The 17,838-nt window shown below is 43.2% G+C and carries 14 protein-coding genes and 3 tRNA genes; 12 read left to right on the top strand and 5 right to left on the bottom strand.

All coding sequences use genetic code 11. The annotated features are described in order from the left end of the window. Positions 1 to 7: 7 nt before the first annotated feature. Positions 8 to 1,525: a mannitol dehydrogenase family protein gene (locus tag BZA03_RS03740; RefSeq protein ID WP_110288007.1), complete on the top strand. Its 1,518-nt coding sequence runs from the start codon at positions 8 to 10 to the stop codon at positions 1,523 to 1,525. A 170-nt stretch (positions 1,526 to 1,695) separates the two neighbouring features. Here BZA03_RS03740 and BZA03_RS03745 read toward each other — a convergent pair whose 3' ends face one another. Further along, the gene (locus tag BZA03_RS03745) at positions 1,696 to 2,088 is read right to left on the bottom strand and encodes a DUF3718 domain-containing protein (RefSeq protein ID WP_014949240.1); all 393 of its coding nucleotides are present in this window, start codon (positions 2,086 to 2,088) and stop codon (positions 1,696 to 1,698) included. A 337-nt stretch (positions 2,089 to 2,425) separates the two neighbouring features. Between BZA03_RS03745 and BZA03_RS03750 the strand changes: the two genes are divergently transcribed. The 3 genes from BZA03_RS03750 to BZA03_RS03755 are packed head-to-tail and all read left to right on the top strand — an operon-like array spanning position 2,426 to position 4,219. After that, positions 2,426 to 2,878: a Fur family transcriptional regulator gene (locus tag BZA03_RS03750; RefSeq protein WP_110288008.1), complete on the top strand. Its 453-nt coding sequence runs from the start codon at positions 2,426 to 2,428 to the stop codon at positions 2,876 to 2,878. Positions 2,879 to 2,918: 40 nt separating this feature from the next. Further along, positions 2,919 to 3,311: an amidohydrolase family protein gene (locus BZA03_RS20545; protein WP_258364573.1), complete on the top strand. Its 393-nt coding sequence runs from the start codon at positions 2,919 to 2,921 to the stop codon at positions 3,309 to 3,311. Between the two features lie 11 nt (positions 3,312 to 3,322). Then, positions 3,323 to 4,219 carry a dihydroorotase gene (locus tag BZA03_RS03755; protein ID WP_258364574.1) on the top strand — a complete coding sequence of 299 codons (897 nt, stop codon included), beginning with the start codon at positions 3,323 to 3,325 and terminating at the stop codon, positions 4,217 to 4,219. A 129-nt stretch (positions 4,220 to 4,348) separates the two neighbouring features. On the opposite strand, the gene BZA03_RS03760 is transcribed toward BZA03_RS03755, so the two are convergent. After that, positions 4,349 to 5,368, bottom strand: coding sequence for a GTP-binding protein (locus BZA03_RS03760; protein ID WP_110288009.1), 1,020 nt, complete (start codon positions 5,366 to 5,368; stop codon positions 4,349 to 4,351). Between the two features lie 203 nt (positions 5,369 to 5,571). Here BZA03_RS03760 and BZA03_RS03765 point away from each other — a divergent pair, with 203 nt between their 5' ends. Next, a complete protein-coding gene (locus BZA03_RS03765) occupies positions 5,572 to 8,616 on the top strand; it encodes an FAD-binding and (Fe-S)-binding domain-containing protein (protein ID WP_110288010.1) in 3,045 nt (1,014 codons plus the stop codon). A gap of 16 nt (positions 8,617 to 8,632) precedes the next feature. Continuing rightward, entirely contained in the window at positions 8,633 to 10,501 is a 1,869-nt protein-coding gene (locus BZA03_RS03770; protein ID WP_110288011.1) for a CocE/NonD family hydrolase, read from the top strand. 54 nt (positions 10,502 to 10,555) lie between these two features. Here BZA03_RS03770 and BZA03_RS03775 read toward each other — a convergent pair whose 3' ends face one another. Continuing rightward, positions 10,556 to 11,458, bottom strand: coding sequence for a LysR family transcriptional regulator (locus BZA03_RS03775; protein WP_014949246.1), 903 nt, complete (start codon positions 11,456 to 11,458; stop codon positions 10,556 to 10,558). Between the two features lie 231 nt (positions 11,459 to 11,689). On the opposite strand from BZA03_RS03775, the gene BZA03_RS03780 reads away from it, so the two are divergent. Further along, positions 11,690 to 12,139 (top strand): MaoC family dehydratase, encoded by a 450-nt coding sequence (locus tag BZA03_RS03780; protein ID WP_110288012.1) that lies wholly within the window; start codon positions 11,690 to 11,692, stop codon positions 12,137 to 12,139. A gap of 274 nt (positions 12,140 to 12,413) precedes the next feature. On the opposite strand, the gene BZA03_RS03785 is transcribed toward BZA03_RS03780, so the two are convergent. Both BZA03_RS03785 and BZA03_RS03790 read right to left on the bottom strand, forming a co-directional pair. Beyond that, entirely contained in the window at positions 12,414 to 12,578 is a 165-nt protein-coding gene (locus BZA03_RS03785; RefSeq protein ID WP_014949248.1) for an entericidin A/B family lipoprotein, read from the bottom strand. Positions 12,579 to 12,595: 17 nt separating this feature from the next. Beyond that, a complete protein-coding gene (locus BZA03_RS03790; RefSeq protein WP_039229619.1) occupies positions 12,596 to 13,582 on the bottom strand; it encodes a mechanosensitive ion channel family protein in 987 nt (328 codons plus the stop codon). A 421-nt stretch (positions 13,583 to 14,003) separates the two neighbouring features. On the opposite strand from BZA03_RS03790, the gene BZA03_RS03795 reads away from it, so the two are divergent. The 5 genes from BZA03_RS03795 (at position 14,004) to BZA03_RS03815 (ending at position 17,739) form a co-directional block, all read left to right on the top strand. Then, a complete protein-coding gene (locus tag BZA03_RS03795; RefSeq protein ID WP_014976347.1) occupies positions 14,004 to 16,709 on the top strand; it encodes a TonB-dependent receptor in 2,706 nt (901 codons plus the stop codon). A gap of 190 nt (positions 16,710 to 16,899) precedes the next feature. Beyond that, positions 16,900 to 17,202 (top strand): 4a-hydroxytetrahydrobiopterin dehydratase, encoded by a 303-nt coding sequence (locus BZA03_RS03800; protein WP_014949251.1) that lies wholly within the window; start codon positions 16,900 to 16,902, stop codon positions 17,200 to 17,202. A gap of 201 nt (positions 17,203 to 17,403) precedes the next feature. Continuing rightward, positions 17,404 to 17,480, top strand: a tRNA-Met gene (locus BZA03_RS03805). A 53-nt stretch (positions 17,481 to 17,533) separates the two neighbouring features. Further along, positions 17,534 to 17,610, top strand: a tRNA-Met gene (locus BZA03_RS03810). Positions 17,611 to 17,662: 52 nt separating this feature from the next. Beyond that, positions 17,663 to 17,739: transfer RNA gene (locus tag BZA03_RS03815), tRNA-Met, on the top strand. Positions 17,740 to 17,838 lie beyond the last annotated feature (99 nt).

The following is a 17,838-nucleotide window of genomic DNA, read 5'->3' on the forward strand; positions in this document are numbered from 1 at the left end:
GGTTCTTATGCAATCTCAAACGTCTATTTTATTGAACAGAGCGAACTTATCGTCGTTGCCAAATGACATAAGGCGTCCAGCTTATGATGTGGAGAACGTTCAAACGGGTATTGTTCACATTGGTGTGGGTGGTTTTCATCGGGCACATGAAGCCATGTATGTAGACAGATTAATGGCAAAAACCAGCGATCTATCGTGGGGCATTTGTGGTGTGGGTCTTCGCGAGAACGACCGTGCGATGAAAAAAGTGTTCGACGAACAAGATAACTTATATACCTTGGTTGAAAAGCACAATGACGGTTCCCGCAGTGCATCAGTTATCGGTGCAATGACGGGGTTTTTGATGGCGCCGGACGATCCTCAAGCAGTCATTGATAAAATGGCTGAGCCCGAAGTACGCATCGTATCGTTAACCATTACCGAAGGTGGCTATAATTTTGATGCTTCCTCAGGGGAATTTATTACCACTAACCCTGATGTCATTCACGATATCGAAAACCCCAAAACGCCTAAACTGGTTTTCGGCTATTTAGTTGCAGCGCTTAAAAAACGCAAAGAAAACAACGTTAGGCCTTTTACCGTTATGTCATGTGACAATATTCAGCACAATGGCCATGTGTTAAAGAAAATGCTGCTTGCGTATATTGAACTGTTTGACCAAGCGTTTGCTACTTGGGTTGACGAAAACGTGAGTTTCCCTAATTCAATGGTAGACAGAATAACGCCTGCAACCACAAATGAAGATATCGCAACGTTAAGGGCTCAGGGCGTAGAAGATGCTTGGCCTGTAGTGTGTGAGCCTTTTGACCAGTGGGTTATTGAAGATGACTTTTGCAATACCAAGCCGTGTTTAGATTTAGTGGGCGCGCAGTTTGTAAGCGATGTGGCACCGTACGAAAAGCTTAAGCTTCGTATGCTTAATGCGGGCCATTCAGTACTTGGGTTAGTTGGTTCTGTAGCAGGGCTTGAAACTATCCATGAAAGCGTTGAAGCGAAACAGTTAAAGCGTCTTCTATCAATCTTTATGGAACAAGAGGTTATGCCAACACTCGACCCAGTAGAGGGGATTGACGTGTATGAATACAGAGATACGCTGCTATCTCGTTTCTCCAATCCTTTCATTAAAGATACGCTAGCGCGAATTTGCCTTGAAAGTTCGGCTAAGCTTCCGGTGTTTTTATTGCCCACCGTACGAGATAATTTGGCGGCCAACAGAGACACCGATATAAGTGCTTTAGTTGTTGCTTGCTGGGCCTTCTATTCAGACAGGCATGCCTCTCAAGACGGGAAGTCACTTGAAATCAACGATGTGTTAGCTGATAAGTTACACAACGCGGCTAGTAATAACCAAATACACAGCCTTAGTTTTTTAATGCTAGAAGAAGTATTTGGTAAGCTGGTTGATGAAGCGCGTTTTACCGCTAGTTTCCAGGGCTTTGTAGAGCGCTTGTATCAACAAGAGCCGGTGTTGCTGATTAGCGAAAAGGTAGCAAACAATAAACTCGAGCTTGCCAGAGCTTGTTAGATTGTATTGGTAATCTGCATTAGTACGAAGGGGAGTAGGGAATACTCTCCTTTTTTATGCATTGAATTTTATCAACTGATAAAAAAGAAAAAAGCGACCCGAGGGTCGCTTTCTAAAGTGCAGATTTCTCTGCAACCATGTTGAACTGGTTCACATGGTGTGAAACTGTTTTATAGGCGGTCGTTGATAACCGCAGCAATTGGGTTGTCTTGCAGACCGTTTTCCGCAACCCAAGCTTGAAGTGTTTTTCCATCAGCTTCAGGTGCTTCTAAATCACTTTTTGGCATTTTCTTAACAAGTAACTCGCCAGCTTCTAAAGCATTGTTTAGCAGTGCTGTACGAATTAGGCTGTTACCGCCACAGCTAATTGCTGAGTAGTAGTCTTTAAGTTTCATGCGGTAGTCTGATTCGACTGAACGCATTTTCTTACGTAGTTCGCCTTTATCGTCCGCTTGAACGATAGTGCAAATATTCGCTAGTGCTTCGTTAACATCAGCCTGTGCTACGCCCGACACACCTAATGTCGCTGCGATAACAAGAGAAGTTTTAACAATTTTCAACATGGTTAATTCCTCAAGTACTTCTATAGATTGTTTGTTTGTTCGGGAGGATTAAACGACAAAAATGAAATCTTGAAAACGTTCTAAGCGATACTTAGGTATGTGGTTTCATAAGTATAGTAAGGTAATTGAATTAAGCCTCTGTCGTTCGCATCGAGGCTTGAACCACTCTTTTACAAAAACAATTCTTTAGTGCCTTTTTGTGGTGCAGGGCTGACAATAATTACTTGAAAGTGATATGTTATAATGTAGCACTTAAGGTGCGTGATTAATCGCTTTGGGTTGTGAACGACATGCCATTTAATGTCACAGGAAATCGTAATTTTGACGCTAGGGTTATATGAATCGACGGTTTGTAAATTTACTTGCGGTAGCAAAGGATAAATGCGACTCGGACGGTTTGCGCTTAACAGAAAAACGCAAAAGAGTATTGAACTTATTAATAGATGCCCAAGCTCCGCTTTCCGCTTACGAGATAAAGGATTTGTTCACTACGAGGTATTCTGAAGATGTAAAGCCTATGACGATATATCGCGCACTAGAGTTTCTCACTGAGACTGATTTAGTACACAAACTGAATTTGAACAACAAGTTTGTCGCGTGTTCTCAAGCAAAATGTTGCGAGCATCACGGGTACTCACAGTTTTTAATTTGTGTTCAATGTGGCTCTGTTGAAGAAGTTGCGATAGACCCAACCATATCTGAAAATCTTGTTAAGCAAGCTAAAAATCTAGGGTGCGATATTGTAACGCCACACCTTGAAGTGGCGTGTATCTGCAAGCACTGCAAGTAATGCAGCGCTACTTTTTTAATCTACTCATATCTTTAGTGTCATGAAACTAATTATAAATAATGCCTCTACCTCGTCACGGTTATTAGGCAAAAATGAAGATGAAATAACGTCTGTTTCACTATTAATTGATGGCGGAAAAATAGCTGCTCTTTCGGAAACCCCCATCACTATAAAGTCGGTAAAGACCATAGATGCGAAAGGCTTGTTTTTATCGCCTGGCCTTCTTGATCCCCAAGTACATTTCAGGGAACCGGGGATGGAATACAAAGAAGACATAGAATCGGGTAGTAAAGCCGCGGTTAAAGGTGGGTTTACAGCAGTAGTTTCAATGCCTAATACAACGCCTACAGCTGATAATGCAGATACTGTACGTTTCATGGTAGAAACAGCAGCTAAAAAAGGCTTGTGTAAAGTCTACCCAACGGGCGCGTAGAAGGAAAGTCCATGACTGACTTCAGCGCCTTAACAAGCGCTGGTGCAGTGGCAATTACCGATGACGGTAAAGGCGTTCAAAACAATGCGTTATTTAAGCAAGCTCTCGTTAGTGCTAAGCACCTAGGGGTTCCAGTTCTCGATCACAGTGAAGACGAGACTTTATCAAATGGGGGAGCAATACATGAAGGCGAAATTTCAAAAAAATTCAATGTGAAGGGTATAAAGTCAGCCTCTGAATCTGTGCACGTCGAACGTGGTTGTGACTATAGTTTGGAAACCGGTGGTCATTATCACGTATTGCATGTTTCCACATCGGCTTCTATTGAAGCGGTAAAGCAAGCAAAAGAACGTGGCGCCAACGTTACTGTAGAAGTTTCTCCTCATCACTTGTTGTTATGTGACGAAGATATCGCCATAAAATCTGATGGGACTTTAGATGCGAATTGGAAAATGAATCCACCACTTCGTTCTAGAGAAGATATGCTGGCGTGTCAAAATGCCCTTGTTGAGGGTGTAATAGACGCTATAGCAACGGATCATGCACCTCACTCGCCTGAGGAAAAAAAGCAACCTATTGAACAGGCACCGTTTGGGATTATTGGTCTTGAAACTGCGTTTCCTCTGATCTTCACCCATTTCGTAAAAACCGAAAAGCTAACGCTTGGTCATGCCATCGATTTAATGAGTAAAAATGCAGGTGACATTTTCGGCATACGATGTGGAAGAATTGAACAAGGCGAAGTGGCAGATCTTGTGCTGTTCGACTTAAATAACGCGTTTACGGTAACGCCATCCTTTTTCGCCTCTAAGTCTCAGAACTCGCCATTTATAGGAGAAACGCTGTATGGAGAAACGCATACAACCATAGTTGCAGGCAACATTGTGTATTCACGAGGTAGTATTTAGACAAATACACCACCTCTAATTTCAATAACACTGCGGCGGCGCTTCTCTCTTTGGTGCCGCGTGATAGCCTCGCGCTGTTACTGCGTCAAATGTTATAAAAAGACTGCCTTGATGCTAAAAATTATTGCACTAGTAAACCGAAAGACACTTAGTGAGCTCTTCATCCCATATAGGGTTAAGTTCAATAGCGATAATTTCAATTTTAGTTTCACTACACTCACTTAATTCGGCTTCGGTAACCTCGTTGTCAACAACGTTATAGCTGAAGACACCGTCACTTGTTATGACAACTGCTTTAAGCCTTTCAACGTTAAGGTTGTGCATCCATTTTAATAGTGCAATGCGGTCAAACTCCTTGGAAGGTGAGAAACGCCACCCGACAGCTTTAAAACCTTCGCCTTTATTCTCTACTCTCAATACACCTGAGTCAGGAAAAGGCTGTTCATTGATTGAAGACGTATTGGTAGTTTTGTGGCCGTGCAATTTTTGTGCTTTGATATGAGTAAGTGCACTTGAGCTTCCCTTTAATACGCTAATTGGGAACTCTCCCTTTTCGCACAGTAAGACGGGCGTGCTTGGCTTGGTACGTTGGACAACATAGGTTTCCAATGCTTCGGCATCTGAATGAGTGTAAAGGTCTTGTTTGTTCCCCACAACCACGTCAGCAATGGCGATTTGCTGATTGAAGGTATCATGAGAGGTATAGCGAGGATCAGCGAGCTTTCTTGCGTCAACCAAAGTTACCGTTTTTTGTATGTCGAGAATTTCTTGATAATGCTCGGCAGCTAGTGTTTGTAGTACTTCTATAGGATGCCCCAAACCAGTAGGCTCAATAAGCAAACGGTCTGGTTTAGATTCGGCCAACAGCTGATTAAGAGCAATCTGCATTGGCAGCCCCGCGGCACAGCACATACATCCACCTGGCACTTCTTTAATAAATACCCGCTTTTCACCGCTGGCGTCATTGTTAGGTGCTTTATTTCGCGAGCCGTTTACCAATGAGCCATCGATACCAATCTCACCAAACTCATTGATTAGTATTGCCCAGCGTTCATTTGCAGGTTTTTGTTTTAATAAATGTAATAGCGAGGATGTTTTACCCACACCCAAAAAGCCAGTAATGATGTTAGTAGGTACAGCTTTTATCATTGTGAATGTCTTCGTTGAAAGTCATATGAAAATATCAAAACTCTCACACAAGGCTATCATAGCAGGGAGTACATCCCTATTAATTAATCATGATATGTTATATTATAACATTTAGGCGGGGTGTATACCGCGATATACGCTTAAGGTAAGAAAATTTCGCAGTAACAAAATCTCCCTCATTTTTAACATAGGAAAATCAACAAGTGACTCTTCCCGCGTTGACGGTCGAATCCAATCTAGCCGCACAATATAAAGCATTTGTAGAGCGCCTAAAGATGAGTGCCTTCACCGGTGATATCGAAACGGCCTATAGTGCTCGCATCGCGCATGCTACTGACAACTCAGTCTATTACAAAGTCCCGCAGGCCATTATCTACCCAAAATCTACTGAAGATTGTCAGTGTATAGGTAAATTAGCCACCCACTTCCCAGATGTCGCATTTTCTGCCCGTGGTGGTGGCACTGGTACTAATGGGCAGAGTTTAACCGATGGTATCGTTGTCGATATCCGTCGTTATCTAAATGAGATCATTGAACTGAACCTGGAAGAAGGGTGGGTTAGGGTTCAAGCGGGTATAGTCAAAGATTCACTCAACGACGCATTGCGCCCGCACGGCCTGTTCTTTTCCCCTGATCTATCAACCAGCAATCGCGCTACGCTTGGCGGTATGATAAGCACTGATGCGTCGGGGCAGGGGTCATTAGTGTATGGTAAAACCAGCGACCACGTCATCGGACTCAAAGCAGTGCTTGCGAATGGCGAGATAATTGAAACCGCAAAAATTTCGCGGGATGAAGCTTTACTTAAAGCAAGTGGCTGTACGTCAGAAGCCGCAATTTATCAACAAGCAATGCGTACCTGTATTCAACATCGAGAGGGCATTTTAAAAACATTTCCCCGCTTAAACCGCTTTTTGACGGGGTACGATTTAGAACACGTAGTTGACGGTGATAACATTGACATTGGTAGGCTAATCACAGGTGCAGAGGGCTCACTTGCGTTTGTTACGGAAGCGACGTTAACACTTGATAAAATAGCGCCACTGAAAGCGCTTGTTAACATATCCTACCGTTCATTTGACGCGGCGCTTCGACATGCGCCAGTGTTGGTAAAAGCCAAAGCAACCAGTGTTGAAACCATCGATAGCACGGTACTTAACTTTGCGAAAACCGACATTGTGTGGCATTCCATTCATCATTTAATAGCAGATGTTCCAGATAACGAGTTGTTGGGTTTAAATCTTGTAGAGTTCAACGCCGATTCTGCAGAAGAAATGAAAGTTCATATTGAACAGTTAGAAGTGGCAATTACACAAGAGATAGGACGAGATGGCAGCAGTATAACAGGCTATAGCGTCACCTATGACAAGCCCGATATTCAGCGCATCTATGCCATGCGGAAAAAAGCCGTTGGGCTGCTTTGTAAGGTAAAGGGCAATCAAAAGCCCATTGCATTTGCCGAAGATACCGCTGTGCCGCCGGAAAACTTGGCCGACTTCATTGGTGAGTTTCGAGCATTATTAGACAGCCATAATTTAAAATATGGCATGTTCGGTCACGTTGATGCTGGTGTTTTGCACGTGAGGCCGGCACTAGATTTATCAGAACCACAGCAAGAAGCACTGATGCATACGCTTTCTGATGAGGTAGTGGCTCTTGTTGCTAAGTACGGTGGATTGATGTGGGGAGAGCATGGCAAGGGATTTCGAAGTGAATACGGCCCCGCATTTTTTGGCGAAACACTGTTCAATGAAATGCGCAAGATCAAAGCCGTATTTGACCCCCATAACCAGATGAACCCCGGCAAAATCTGCACACCGATAGAGAGTGATGATAAATTAGTCTCGGTGAAAGATATTAAAAGAGCAGGGATTGAGCGGGTTATTCCCGTCAGCATAAAACAAGATGTGTTTCCTGCTTTTGAATGTAACGGCAATGGACTGTGTTTCAACTACGAGCCTACATCACCTATGTGCCCGTCTAGCAAGGTTACCCACGATAGGCGGCACACACCGAAAGGGCGCGCAAGCATGCTAAGAGAGTGGACGCGGCTATTATCGCTTAGTACTGAATTCGACACTACGTTAAAAAATGATGGATTGTCGTATAAGCAGTTCAAAAGCAACTTTCTATCTCGGTTTAAGAACTCCATTTTAAGTAACAAGCCAGACTTTTCACACGAAGTCAAAGAGGTCATGGATGGGTGTTTGGCGTGCAAATCATGTACACATCAATGCCCGGTGAATATTGATGTGCCGCACTTCAGGTCAATATTTTTGTCTATTTACTATCGACGGTATTTGCGACCTTTAAAAGATATGCTGGTTGCTAATATAGAAACGATTGCTCCATTGAGCGCGCGTGCGCCTAAACTTCATAATGCCCTAATAGAGCTAAAATGGGTGAAGCGCTTCTTGGAGAAGCAAGTAGGGTATAAAGATGCTCCTCAGCTTTCTTATCCAACGTTAACTAGCCGAGTAAAAGCACAAACAGTGCCGTTTGATTTACAACGCCTTTCCCAAATGAATACAGAAGAGCGAAAAAATTATATCGCTGTCGTTCAAGATCCCTTTACCAGTTATTACGATGCGGCTAGCGTCGAGAAGCTGATAAGTGTGATCTATAAGCTTGGCTTTAAACCCATGGTAGTGCCGTATACGCCCAATGGAAAACCTGCTCACGTAAAAGGCTTTCTGGATAAGTTTGAAAAACAAGCGATAAAGACCGCTAACTTACTAAATCAACTCCATGCACTAGACATAACTATGGTAGGCACTGATGCGTCGCTAGTGTTGTGTTACAGAGATGAATACAAGAAGTATTTGCGTGATAAAAGAGGTAACTTCTTTGTGCATACCATCGATGAATGGCTAGATTTGGTTTTAACTGAAAAGCACATAGTAAAGGCGATGATTAAAAAGCGATTCAGTTTGCTTGCACACTGTAGTGAAAAAACGGCTATGCCGTCGCTGACAACCCGCTGGCAAAGCATTTTTGAGAAACTTGGTGCTAATTTAACAGTGCTGCCCTCAGGATGTTGCGGTATGGCTGGAACCTATGGTCACGAAGCTTCACATTATAAAAATTCAAAAGCGCTTTACGAATTAAGTTGGTCAGGTGTGTTCAAGCAATGTAGCACACAGCATGAAGTGCTTGTAAGCGGCTTTTCATGTCGAAGCCAAGTTGCAAGGTTTGAAGGTAAAAAGCCACGTCACCCTATCGCGGTGGTAAATGAATTAATCCAATAACAAAAAAGGACAGAAAATGAAGGTGGTAATGCGCAGCATTATGCTGGTGGTACTTTTGTTAACAACAACGTATGCATTCAGTGAACAAAGTGAAACCGATGCTAGGGAAGCCTATATAAGGGCAAACTACACGAAATACGAATACCAAATTCCAATGCGTGATGGCGTAAAACTGTTTACGTCAGTCTATGTGCCAAACGATAGAACAGACGCTTACCCTTTTATGATGCAGCGTACGCCTTATCGCGTTGCTCCTTATGGTGTAAGTAAGTATAAAAGGCGATTGGGGCCGAGCGAAGCTTTCGAAAAGGAAGGCTTTATTTTTGTGTTCCAAGATGTGCGTGGCAAATTCATGTCTGAAGGAGAGTTTGTCAATATGCGTCCTCAAGACGCTTATAAGCGCGGTAAAGATGCGACGGATGATGCTACTGATACCTATGACACTATCGAGTGGCTCGTAAAAAATGTTGAAGGCAATAACGGTAAAGTGGGGATGTGGGGCACATCGTATCCTGGCTATTACACGTCAGTCGCCTCTATAAATAGCCACCCCGCGCTAAAGGCTATTTCTCCACAAGCTCCAATTGCAGATTGGTTTTTTGATGACTTCCATCGAAATGGGGCGTTTGTGACCCCTATGGCGTTTATATTTTTCGACACGTTTGATAAGCAGCGTGATGGTACGTTTGCGTATTGGCCTGAAGGAATGAAGTCAGAAACACCAGATGGCTATCAATTTTTTAAAAATTTAGGCCCGCTTTCCAATGTCAACGACAAGTACTTTCACGGTGAACGACCATTTTGGAATGAAGTTATTCAACACCCTAATTATGACGACTATTGGAAGTCACGAGATGTATTGCAACATTTATCTAAGACAAAGCCTGCGACGCTGGTTGTCGGCGGTTGGTACGACACCGAAGACTTATATGGCCCGCTTTACACCTACCAAACCATGTCACATAACAACAAAAAGGATCATGTAAAGCTGGTGATGGGTCCTTGGTATCACGGTCAATGGCAGAGTGAAAAAGGTGGAACGGAACTCGGCGAAGCGCATTTCGGATTTGACACCAGCGCTTGGTTTCAAAAAGACGTGTTATTGCCGTTCTTCAAGCAACACTTGAAAGGGGTCAATGATGCAAACATTGCCACTGCAACTATGTTTGAAACGGGGAGTAATCGTTGGCGTCACTTTGATGTCTGGCCACCCAAAGATACATCTCAAAAAACGTTGTTCTTAGCAGGAAAGGAAAAGCTGGTTGAAAATGCAAATAACATCGGAAGCAGCGAATATGTGAGCGATCCGAACAAACCCGTTCCACACTCTGCAAAAATTAGCCGCGGGTGGGATAGACCCTATATGGTCGAAGATCAGAGGTTTGCAGCGAGAAGACCTGATGTGCTGGTATTCGAAACAGAAATACTAGAAAACGACCTCACTATCGCTGGCGCCATAGACCTAAATTTGTGGTTTTCAACAAACAAATCTGCTGCCGATGTAGTCGTAAAACTGGTCGATGTTTTTCCGTCTGTAGATGACAATGTCAATAAGGCGGATATGGAGAAAGGTAATCGCCATGAGTTGGTGCGTTGGGGCGTGTTACGCGGTCGTTTTAGAGAAAATATGAGCAAACCGAAAGCGTTTGTCCCAAATCAACCTACGGAAATTGGTTTTGAACTTTACGATGTATTACATACATTTAAACGAGGTCATAAGCTACAAATTCAAATACAAAGTAGCATGTTTCCGTTCCTTGATTTAAACCCGCAGAATTATGTTGAAAACATTTTTAACGCTAAAGAGAGCGATTTCACCAGAGCATTCCACACGATTTATCACAATGATGAGCATCAGAGTTCGATAAGCTTCAACGTGCTGTAAGTTTAATTTATTCAAAAGTAAAAAAAGCCCTGTTTAAACAGGGCTTTGTCTATGTTAATGAGGTTTATAGTTGCTCGCTACTTCCATTATTTGTTCACGCATCCACATATGAGCGTGATCATGGTCGGCGCTTACATGCCAATAAAGGAAATACTCTACAGGCGGTAAATCAAAAGGAACCTCGTACAACGCAAGATCGTAATGTTTAGCAAGGTGATACGGCAAGCACGCGATTAGGTCTGTCTTTACTATCGTACTTGGTACGGTTAAAAAATGTTGACCTCGCATAACTTCCTTGCGTCTTTTGCCCATTTTATCTAACGCAATATCTATTGGGCCCACACCAGATTTACGCTGTGACACATTAATATGGCCTAATCGTAGAAAGGTATCTAAGTTAAGCCCGTTTTTGAGCGCAGGATGATTTTTACGTGCTAACACAACAAGTCTGTCTTGGGCGATTTTTTCTTTACACAAATGAGGGTCTGTAAATGTCGATGCATCTGAGTAAAAGTCCAACGTGCCCGATGCCATCGCCGAAACAACTTGGCTTCTAGGAATCTCGTAGTTGGTTAACCCGATATTTGGCGCCAAATTCTGCAAACGTGAAATGAGTCGAGGCATAATGCTTACTTCAAGCAAATCACGGCTGGCAAAATTAAAGGACTTCTCGGCTGTGAGAGGGTCGAATGTATGACTTTCTTGCACACTTCTGCGTAGTAAGGCTAAGGCTTGTCGAGCTGGAACAATAATATTTTGCGCTACGGGGGTAGGCGTCATACTGTGGCCGGTACGAACAAACAGCGGGTCGTTAAGCATTTCCCTTAGTCTCGCTAAAGAGTTACTTACCGCTGGTTGAGTAATGCATAAGACATCTGCTGCCTTGGTTAAGCTTCCTGCCGTGTAAATGGCGTCGAATACTGCAAAAAGGTTCAAATCGATTCTATTGAGATTCATAACTAATCCTTTAAGAGCGAGTGCCCTGAAAAAAGCCAATAGATGAAGAGGCGCTAGTTTGTATCACGGTGCGTTTAATAGAAAACTGTGATCCAATGCTACATAGCATCTACGAATAATTTACGTTAGTGTAACAAGAATATTTATAAATACCTATTATTAAAAGTTAATTGAAACATTCAAGGTAATAATAGTAGTTTTATCGTCAATAAATGGAGATTGGACTGAAAAATGAGAACACTTTTAGACTTAGCAGTGGGAGATACCCTTGAACAACCTGAATGGCTGACGGTTACGCAGGACATGATCAATCAGTTTGCAGACGCCACGGGCGATCACCAGTGGATACATTTAGATGCTGCGCGCTGTGAAAAAGAAAGTCCCTTTAAAACAACAATTGCTCACGGCTTCTTGACTGCCAGTCTCATGCCTAAAGCATTTGCTGAAGTGATTGCGCCAGACGAACGTATCGCGTCTATGATTAATTATGGCATTGATAAGTTACGTTTTCTTGAACCAGTAAAAAGTAATGACGCCGTTAAATACCAATTCAAACTTGTCGAAATCACTGAGAAGGCACAAGGGAAGCTTTATAAAGTAGAGGCAAGTTGCCTGCTTAAATCGAATGGGAACCCTGCGCTAATAGGTGGCTTTCTCATGCTCGCGGTGCTTAAGCCTTGATAGATTGTTGTTGTACGCGGTAAAAGTGGCTGTACAGACTAGTACGGCATATTGCCAAATGCGTATTACGATGCGTGTACTACGTCGTTGTCTAGTTGATATGTCGCATCGTGTATTTCAGAATCATAATGCCACAAAATAAAAAAGCCTGAGATGCTGGCGTTTGTTGACCTTTGATATATAGCAAAGGTCAACAGGACCTAGTTTAGCAATCGTCAGGCTTTTACCTACACAGTCGTACTTTATCGGCAAGACCGATGTTGACAGAAACGAGTTAGTTAGACGCTTCCTCGGCACCTTCTTCAATGGCTTCTCCAGCACTTTGAATATCTTTACCGGCCCCTTCAACTGTTGCACAACCGCCTAAACTCCCAAAACTGGCTGCGAGTATAAGTACTAAAAAAGCGTGTTTAAGTGTTTTTGAATTTAACATTTCCATTTGCATCTCCGTTAGTTTCATTCTTCTGCGGGTTGCTCAGGGTTATCACCCGCTTTCACATCAGACTGCTCAGTTGATGAATTTGTATTACCTTTACTTGGACTTCTCTCATCCTGCTTTTTAAGCATGCTATTAAGCTTATCTCCCCCTTTGGCATTGAAATCCAATGTTCTGATAGGGAAAGGAATAAGAATATCGTTTTCTTCTAATACCGTTTTTACTGTACTGATCGCGTCGTGGCGTACGACCATAAATCCAGGCTCTCCTGGATATCGAATCCAAAACCACAGTAATAGGTTGATACTTGAATCGCCAAAAGACTCTGCGTATACCGCGGTCTCTTCTTTTTTGATGACATAATCTTTTTCATTCATAGCATCCGTAATAACTTTAGCGGCTTCTTCTATATCATCAGCGTAAGAAATGCCTACAGGGACCTCTATTCTTCGATAACCAAGATATGAATAATTGGTCAATATATTTCGGAAAAGTATCTTGTTGGGTATAACTTCAAGTTGACCATAAAAGGTTTCAACCAAGGTGTTTCTAAGGTTTATTTCCTTTACGTTACCAAATACACCTTCTGCCTCAATGACGTCGCCAATTTCAAAGGGTTTTCTAATTCCCATGGCCACACCGGCAATGAAGTTTTCCGTCATGTCCTGAAACGCAAAACCAATGGCCAACCCGACAATACCTGCGCCTGCAAGTAAAGAGGTAACAGTACCTTTGAGGCCAACAAAGTCTAGCGCAATGAAAATTCCCGCTATTAAAACAATAGATTTGATTATGGAGGTGAGGAGGCTTGCAATTTGTCGAGACTCAAACGTTCTGCGCATAATCTTGCCAGCAACGTTGCCGATCACTTTGGCGATAATGCCAAAGGCTATTGCAATAAAAAATGCGACAACAATGTTAGGAAGAAGCGTAATGCCGCCCTCTACCCAAGACTCTAGCTTTTCGCTGAGTAATTTATAAACCTCATCTATTTTTGGAAACTCCATAGACCTCGTGCACCTTCATATAAAGTGTTCCTGATGTTTCAAGAATCATTCCTTTCAAAATAATCTTGTAACGTATTGAAAGTTAGAGGGTATGCCTGATTTTTGAGGTGCGCGATCAATCAAGCTTAATGAATAAATTTCCCATATTGGGAAACATATTCTCAATTGGGATATGGCTAAATTCAGTGGAGAGGCTTCAATTTATCCTAAAGGATATCTGGTCAGACCATGCGTAAAATTAATGTAAACATATTATTTACAATAAATTTACAAAGGTGAAATTCAAGCATAGTATCAATTGCGTAGGTCAATATTTGTTCATGGCCTCAGACAATAACAACACGAAATCGAACAGCCTGTCGCTAGCGGAAAGTGTGGGTAGTAATGCCGGTAGTGATAAGCCCAGATTTGGAATCACACTATGAAATTTAAAACGCGTAAGACAGCAGTGGCGGCAATGGTCGGTACTGCTTTATTTTGCTCTCCTTATATCGCATCAGCCCAAGAAGCAGACGTTGAAAGTGAGCAAGAAGCTAAGAAAGACGTTGAACTCATTTTGGTTACCGGTAGTTTTGTTCGCCGTAGCGAAAACTTCGAATCTCCTTCTCCACTAGCCGTGGTAGATAGCGTGGCTATCGACGCGATTGGCGCAAAGAATATTGCGGATATTACACAAACACTCACTATTAACACGGGTGCTGAAAACAACCCAGATGCTTTTACGCAAAACGCAACAGCGGGTACGTCGAATATTAACCTTCGTGGTTTAGGCGTAGCGTCTACTCTGGTTTTACTTAACAACAAGCGTCAGGTCGTTACAGCGCAACCAACGAACGAAGGCCTGAACTTCGTCGATACCAGTTCTCTTGTACCGATGATTGCCATTGATCGTATGGAAGTGGTTAAAGATGGTGCGTCGGCTCTGTATGGTTCTGATGCCGTTGCAGGTGTCGTTAACTTTATCACCAAACGCAATTATGACGGAGCAATGGTAAGCCTTGACTATCAAGATGGTGCGCATGGCGACAACAAAGAATACATTTTACAAGGTTTATGGGGCGCAACCGGAGATAACGGAAGCGTACTAGCGGCGATAAGCTATACCAACCGTTCGCCGCTTTTTCTCAGCGATAGACGACTAAGTCGTCCCCAAGACGATACAAGTGCTCTGGGTAACCCAGGCTCTTTCTTCTTAAATATTCCAGGTGCAGGGGCACTGCCCATTATCGACCCGTACGGATGTGAGGAGTTTGGTGGTGCACCCAATTTACTTGCGCCAAGTGGTACAGTGCCAGGTTTAGAAATTGGTTTTTGTGGTTTTGATTTCGGTAAATTCTATTCATATGTTGCCGATGAGAGCCGAACAAATGCTTATGTGCGTGCAGACTACGAGTTCGATAACGATATTACATGGTCGGCTGAATTCAGTTTAGCGAGAAACCGTGCTGAACGTGGTGGAGCACCGAGCTTCCCAATTTTAACTTCTCCAATTGTTCCTGATTATCATCCGCAGAATCCATTTGGTCAGCCTGTCGCTTTCTTCGGCCGCGCTGAAGGTAACGGCTTCCCTGGTGACCCAGCGAATACCGAATCAGATACCTTTCGCTTTAGCACCAGTTTACAAGGTGTGACAGACACTGGGTTCTGGGAAGTAAGCTATACACGTGCGGTTAACGATTTTGTATTTAGGGTTCCTGACGTACTAAATACCGAGTTTCAGCTTGCGCTATACGGTCTAGGTGGCTCTAATTGTGACCCTATCGCTGGAACGCCAGGGGTAGGGGATTGCGAATTCTTCAACCCATTTGCAACGTCTTACACAACGGCACCTAACTCTGATTACGTGGTTAGCTCTTTTACGGGAACCGAAGTGATTGACTCTAAAGCTGACCTTGAAGTTTTCGAAGCGTTTACATCGTTTGATGTGTTCGAAATGGGCGGTGGCTTTGCGGCGTTAGCATTGGGTGTTCAATATCGTGAAAACCAGCTTAGCCAAGATTACGATGACCTTGCTAACCAAGACAGTTTCACATTCGTTATCGGCAACCCTGATATTGATGGTAGCCAAGATGTATGGGCAGCGTTCGGTGAACTTGCATTACCAATTAATGACGAATTAGATGTTCAGCTAGCGGTTCGTTATGAAGATTACGGCGGTACCATTGGAAGTACGGTGGATCCAAAGTTAGCGATTTCGTGGCGTGCGACTGATGAGTTTTCACTTCGGGGCTCGATATCTACGTCGTTTAGAGCGCCAACAGTGTTCTTAGCACAAGGTGGTGCAACGTCGTTGCAACAGCTTATTGACCCCGTTCAAGGTGCTACGGCATTTGTGGCTGTTAGAACATCGGGTAATGAAGAGCTAAAACCTGAAGAGTCGACAGCCTATAACATTGGCTTCTCATACGAGCCTTTCAGAGACTTTTCTGTTGAAGTTGATTATTGGAATTTCGAGTTTGAAGACTTGATCATTCAAGAGAACGCGCAGGCGGTACTAAATGATGATCCGACTAACCCAGACCGCGTCATCCGTGCTGGAGACCCGCTGACTGGGCCTGTTCTTCAAGTAAATAACACGTATGTTAACGCGAGTTCTTTGGAAACATCGGGTCTTGATTTTGTAACCAGTTATAAAATAGAGACAGACTTCGGTAACTTTACACCTACGTTGAATGCGACCTACATCACTAAGTATGACTTGATGGACCCACAGGCAGGGAACATTGATGGTGCGGGACGCCGTAACTTCAATAACATTGGTGTGTCTTCTCCTGAATTGCGCGCGAACTTGGGGCTGGCTTGGCAAAACGATATCCATGCAGCCAATATCTTCCTTCGCTACATCTCATCATATGATGATGATCAAAATTGCGCGGACGGTACTGCAAACGTGGGTGGTTGTTCAGGTGGCTTTTACGAAGTGGATAGTCACTTGACGGTAGATGCTCAATACAACATCGACTTAGGCGGCTTATATGATACAGAACAAAGTTATGTGTTGACGTTAGGCGCAATTAACATGTTCGACGAAGAGCCTCCACAGCTATTCACTAACAGCGGGTTTGACTCTAAGGTTCACGATCCACGAGGTCGTCAAATCTATGCGCGCTTAGCTATCGAGTTCTAATCGGTTAATAAGGTAGAAGTATAGCCACCCTTTGACTATAAAAGTTGAAGGGTGGCTTTTTTGTAAACCTTAGCCTCCACTCCTCTTTGTGATTTTGTCTCCAGTCTCTTCTAATGTTAAACCAATCGATTAAAGTACCTCGTAGTAGGTAAGACTTTTACGTAATCATCAGTGATTGAAGGAGATAAGAATGGCGACGAAGCTGTCTGATAATGAAATTAACGAAAAATTGAAAGCGCTCAATGAACTGGTTTCCGATGACACACCATGGGAGCAAAGTGGAGACACTATCAAAAAGACGTTTATGTTTAAGAGCTTTATCCGAGCTTTTGGGTGGATGTCTCAAATTGCGATTTGGGCGGAAAAGCTAAAACATCATCCAGAGTGGTTCAATGTTTATAATAAAGTAGAGGTAACATTGACTACGCACGACGCTGGTGGGCTAACAGAATTAGATTTCTCGTTGGCTGAAAAAATGGAAAAGTTTAAATAGCTTGGATCAACGTGTGTAAATAGGAACCGAAAATCGGTTAATTCGTATTAACTTTGTTCATGTTGGTCAATTAAACCGCTAACAGTCAGAAAAATGAAATATTTCGCATGCTGGTACTTGTGTTGCGAAAGTCCCTATGTATAATACGCACCACGTTGAAGCGAGGCATTAAATGAAGCGCTTACAACAATAATTTTCTGGCGCGGGATGGAGCAGTCTGGTAGCTCGTCGGGCTCATAACCCGAAGGTCGTAGGTTCAAATCCTGCTCCCGCAACCACAAAAAATAACCAGAATTTCAAAGCATTGCAAAGGCAAGCTTTACCGTACAAGCGCGGGATGGAGCAGTCTGGTAGCTCGTCGGGCTCATAACCCGAAGGTCGTAGGTTCAAATCCTGCTCCCGCAACCAATTTGAAAACCAGTATTACAAAGCATTGCAATCGCAAGCTATACCGTACAGTCGCGGGATGGAGCAGTCTGGTAGCTCGTCGGGCTCATAACCCGAAGGTCGTAGGTTCAAATCCTGCTCCCGCAACCACATTTAAAACCCAGCTTTTGCTGGGTTTTTTCTTTTTATACGGCAAAACATAATAGCGTTCCTTGATTTACACGATAATTTTGAATTAATTACTACACT

The sequence above is a fragment of the Alteromonas sp. I10 genome (assembly GCF_003201515.1).
GTDB classification, from domain to species: Bacteria; Pseudomonadota; Gammaproteobacteria; order Enterobacterales; family Alteromonadaceae; genus Alteromonas; species Alteromonas macleodii.

What these genes read in the sequence shown, in the direction of transcription:
- BZA03_RS20545 (WP_258364573.1), top strand. Translation starts at nt 2,919, where the DNA reads ATGAAACTAATTATAAATAATGCCTCTACCTCGTCACGGTTATTAGGC.
- BZA03_RS03755 (WP_258364574.1), top strand. Translation starts at nt 3,323, where the DNA reads ATGACTGACTTCAGCGCCTTAACAAGCGCTGGTGCAGTGGCAATTACC.
- BZA03_RS03790 (WP_039229619.1), bottom strand. Translation starts at nt 13,582, where the DNA reads ATGGAGTTTCCAAAAATAGATGAGGTTTATAAATTACTCAGCGAAAAG.
- BZA03_RS03740 (WP_110288007.1), top strand. Translation starts at nt 8, where the DNA reads ATGCAATCTCAAACGTCTATTTTATTGAACAGAGCGAACTTATCGTCG.
- BZA03_RS03785 (WP_014949248.1), bottom strand. Translation starts at nt 12,578, where the DNA reads ATGGAAATGTTAAATTCAAAAACACTTAAACACGCTTTTTTAGTACTT.
- BZA03_RS03795 (WP_014976347.1), top strand. Translation starts at nt 14,004, where the DNA reads ATGAAATTTAAAACGCGTAAGACAGCAGTGGCGGCAATGGTCGGTACT.
- BZA03_RS03775 (WP_014949246.1), bottom strand. Translation starts at nt 11,458, where the DNA reads ATGAATCTCAATAGAATCGATTTGAACCTTTTTGCAGTATTCGACGCC.
- BZA03_RS03750 (WP_110288008.1), top strand. Translation starts at nt 2,426, where the DNA reads ATGAATCGACGGTTTGTAAATTTACTTGCGGTAGCAAAGGATAAATGC.
- BZA03_RS03770 (WP_110288011.1), top strand. Translation starts at nt 8,633, where the DNA reads ATGAAGGTGGTAATGCGCAGCATTATGCTGGTGGTACTTTTGTTAACA.
- BZA03_RS03780 (WP_110288012.1), top strand. Translation starts at nt 11,690, where the DNA reads ATGAGAACACTTTTAGACTTAGCAGTGGGAGATACCCTTGAACAACCT.
- BZA03_RS03800 (WP_014949251.1), top strand. Translation starts at nt 16,900, where the DNA reads ATGGCGACGAAGCTGTCTGATAATGAAATTAACGAAAAATTGAAAGCG.
- BZA03_RS03745 (WP_014949240.1), bottom strand. Translation starts at nt 2,088, where the DNA reads ATGTTGAAAATTGTTAAAACTTCTCTTGTTATCGCAGCGACATTAGGT.
- BZA03_RS03760 (WP_110288009.1), bottom strand. Translation starts at nt 5,368, where the DNA reads ATGATAAAAGCTGTACCTACTAACATCATTACTGGCTTTTTGGGTGTG.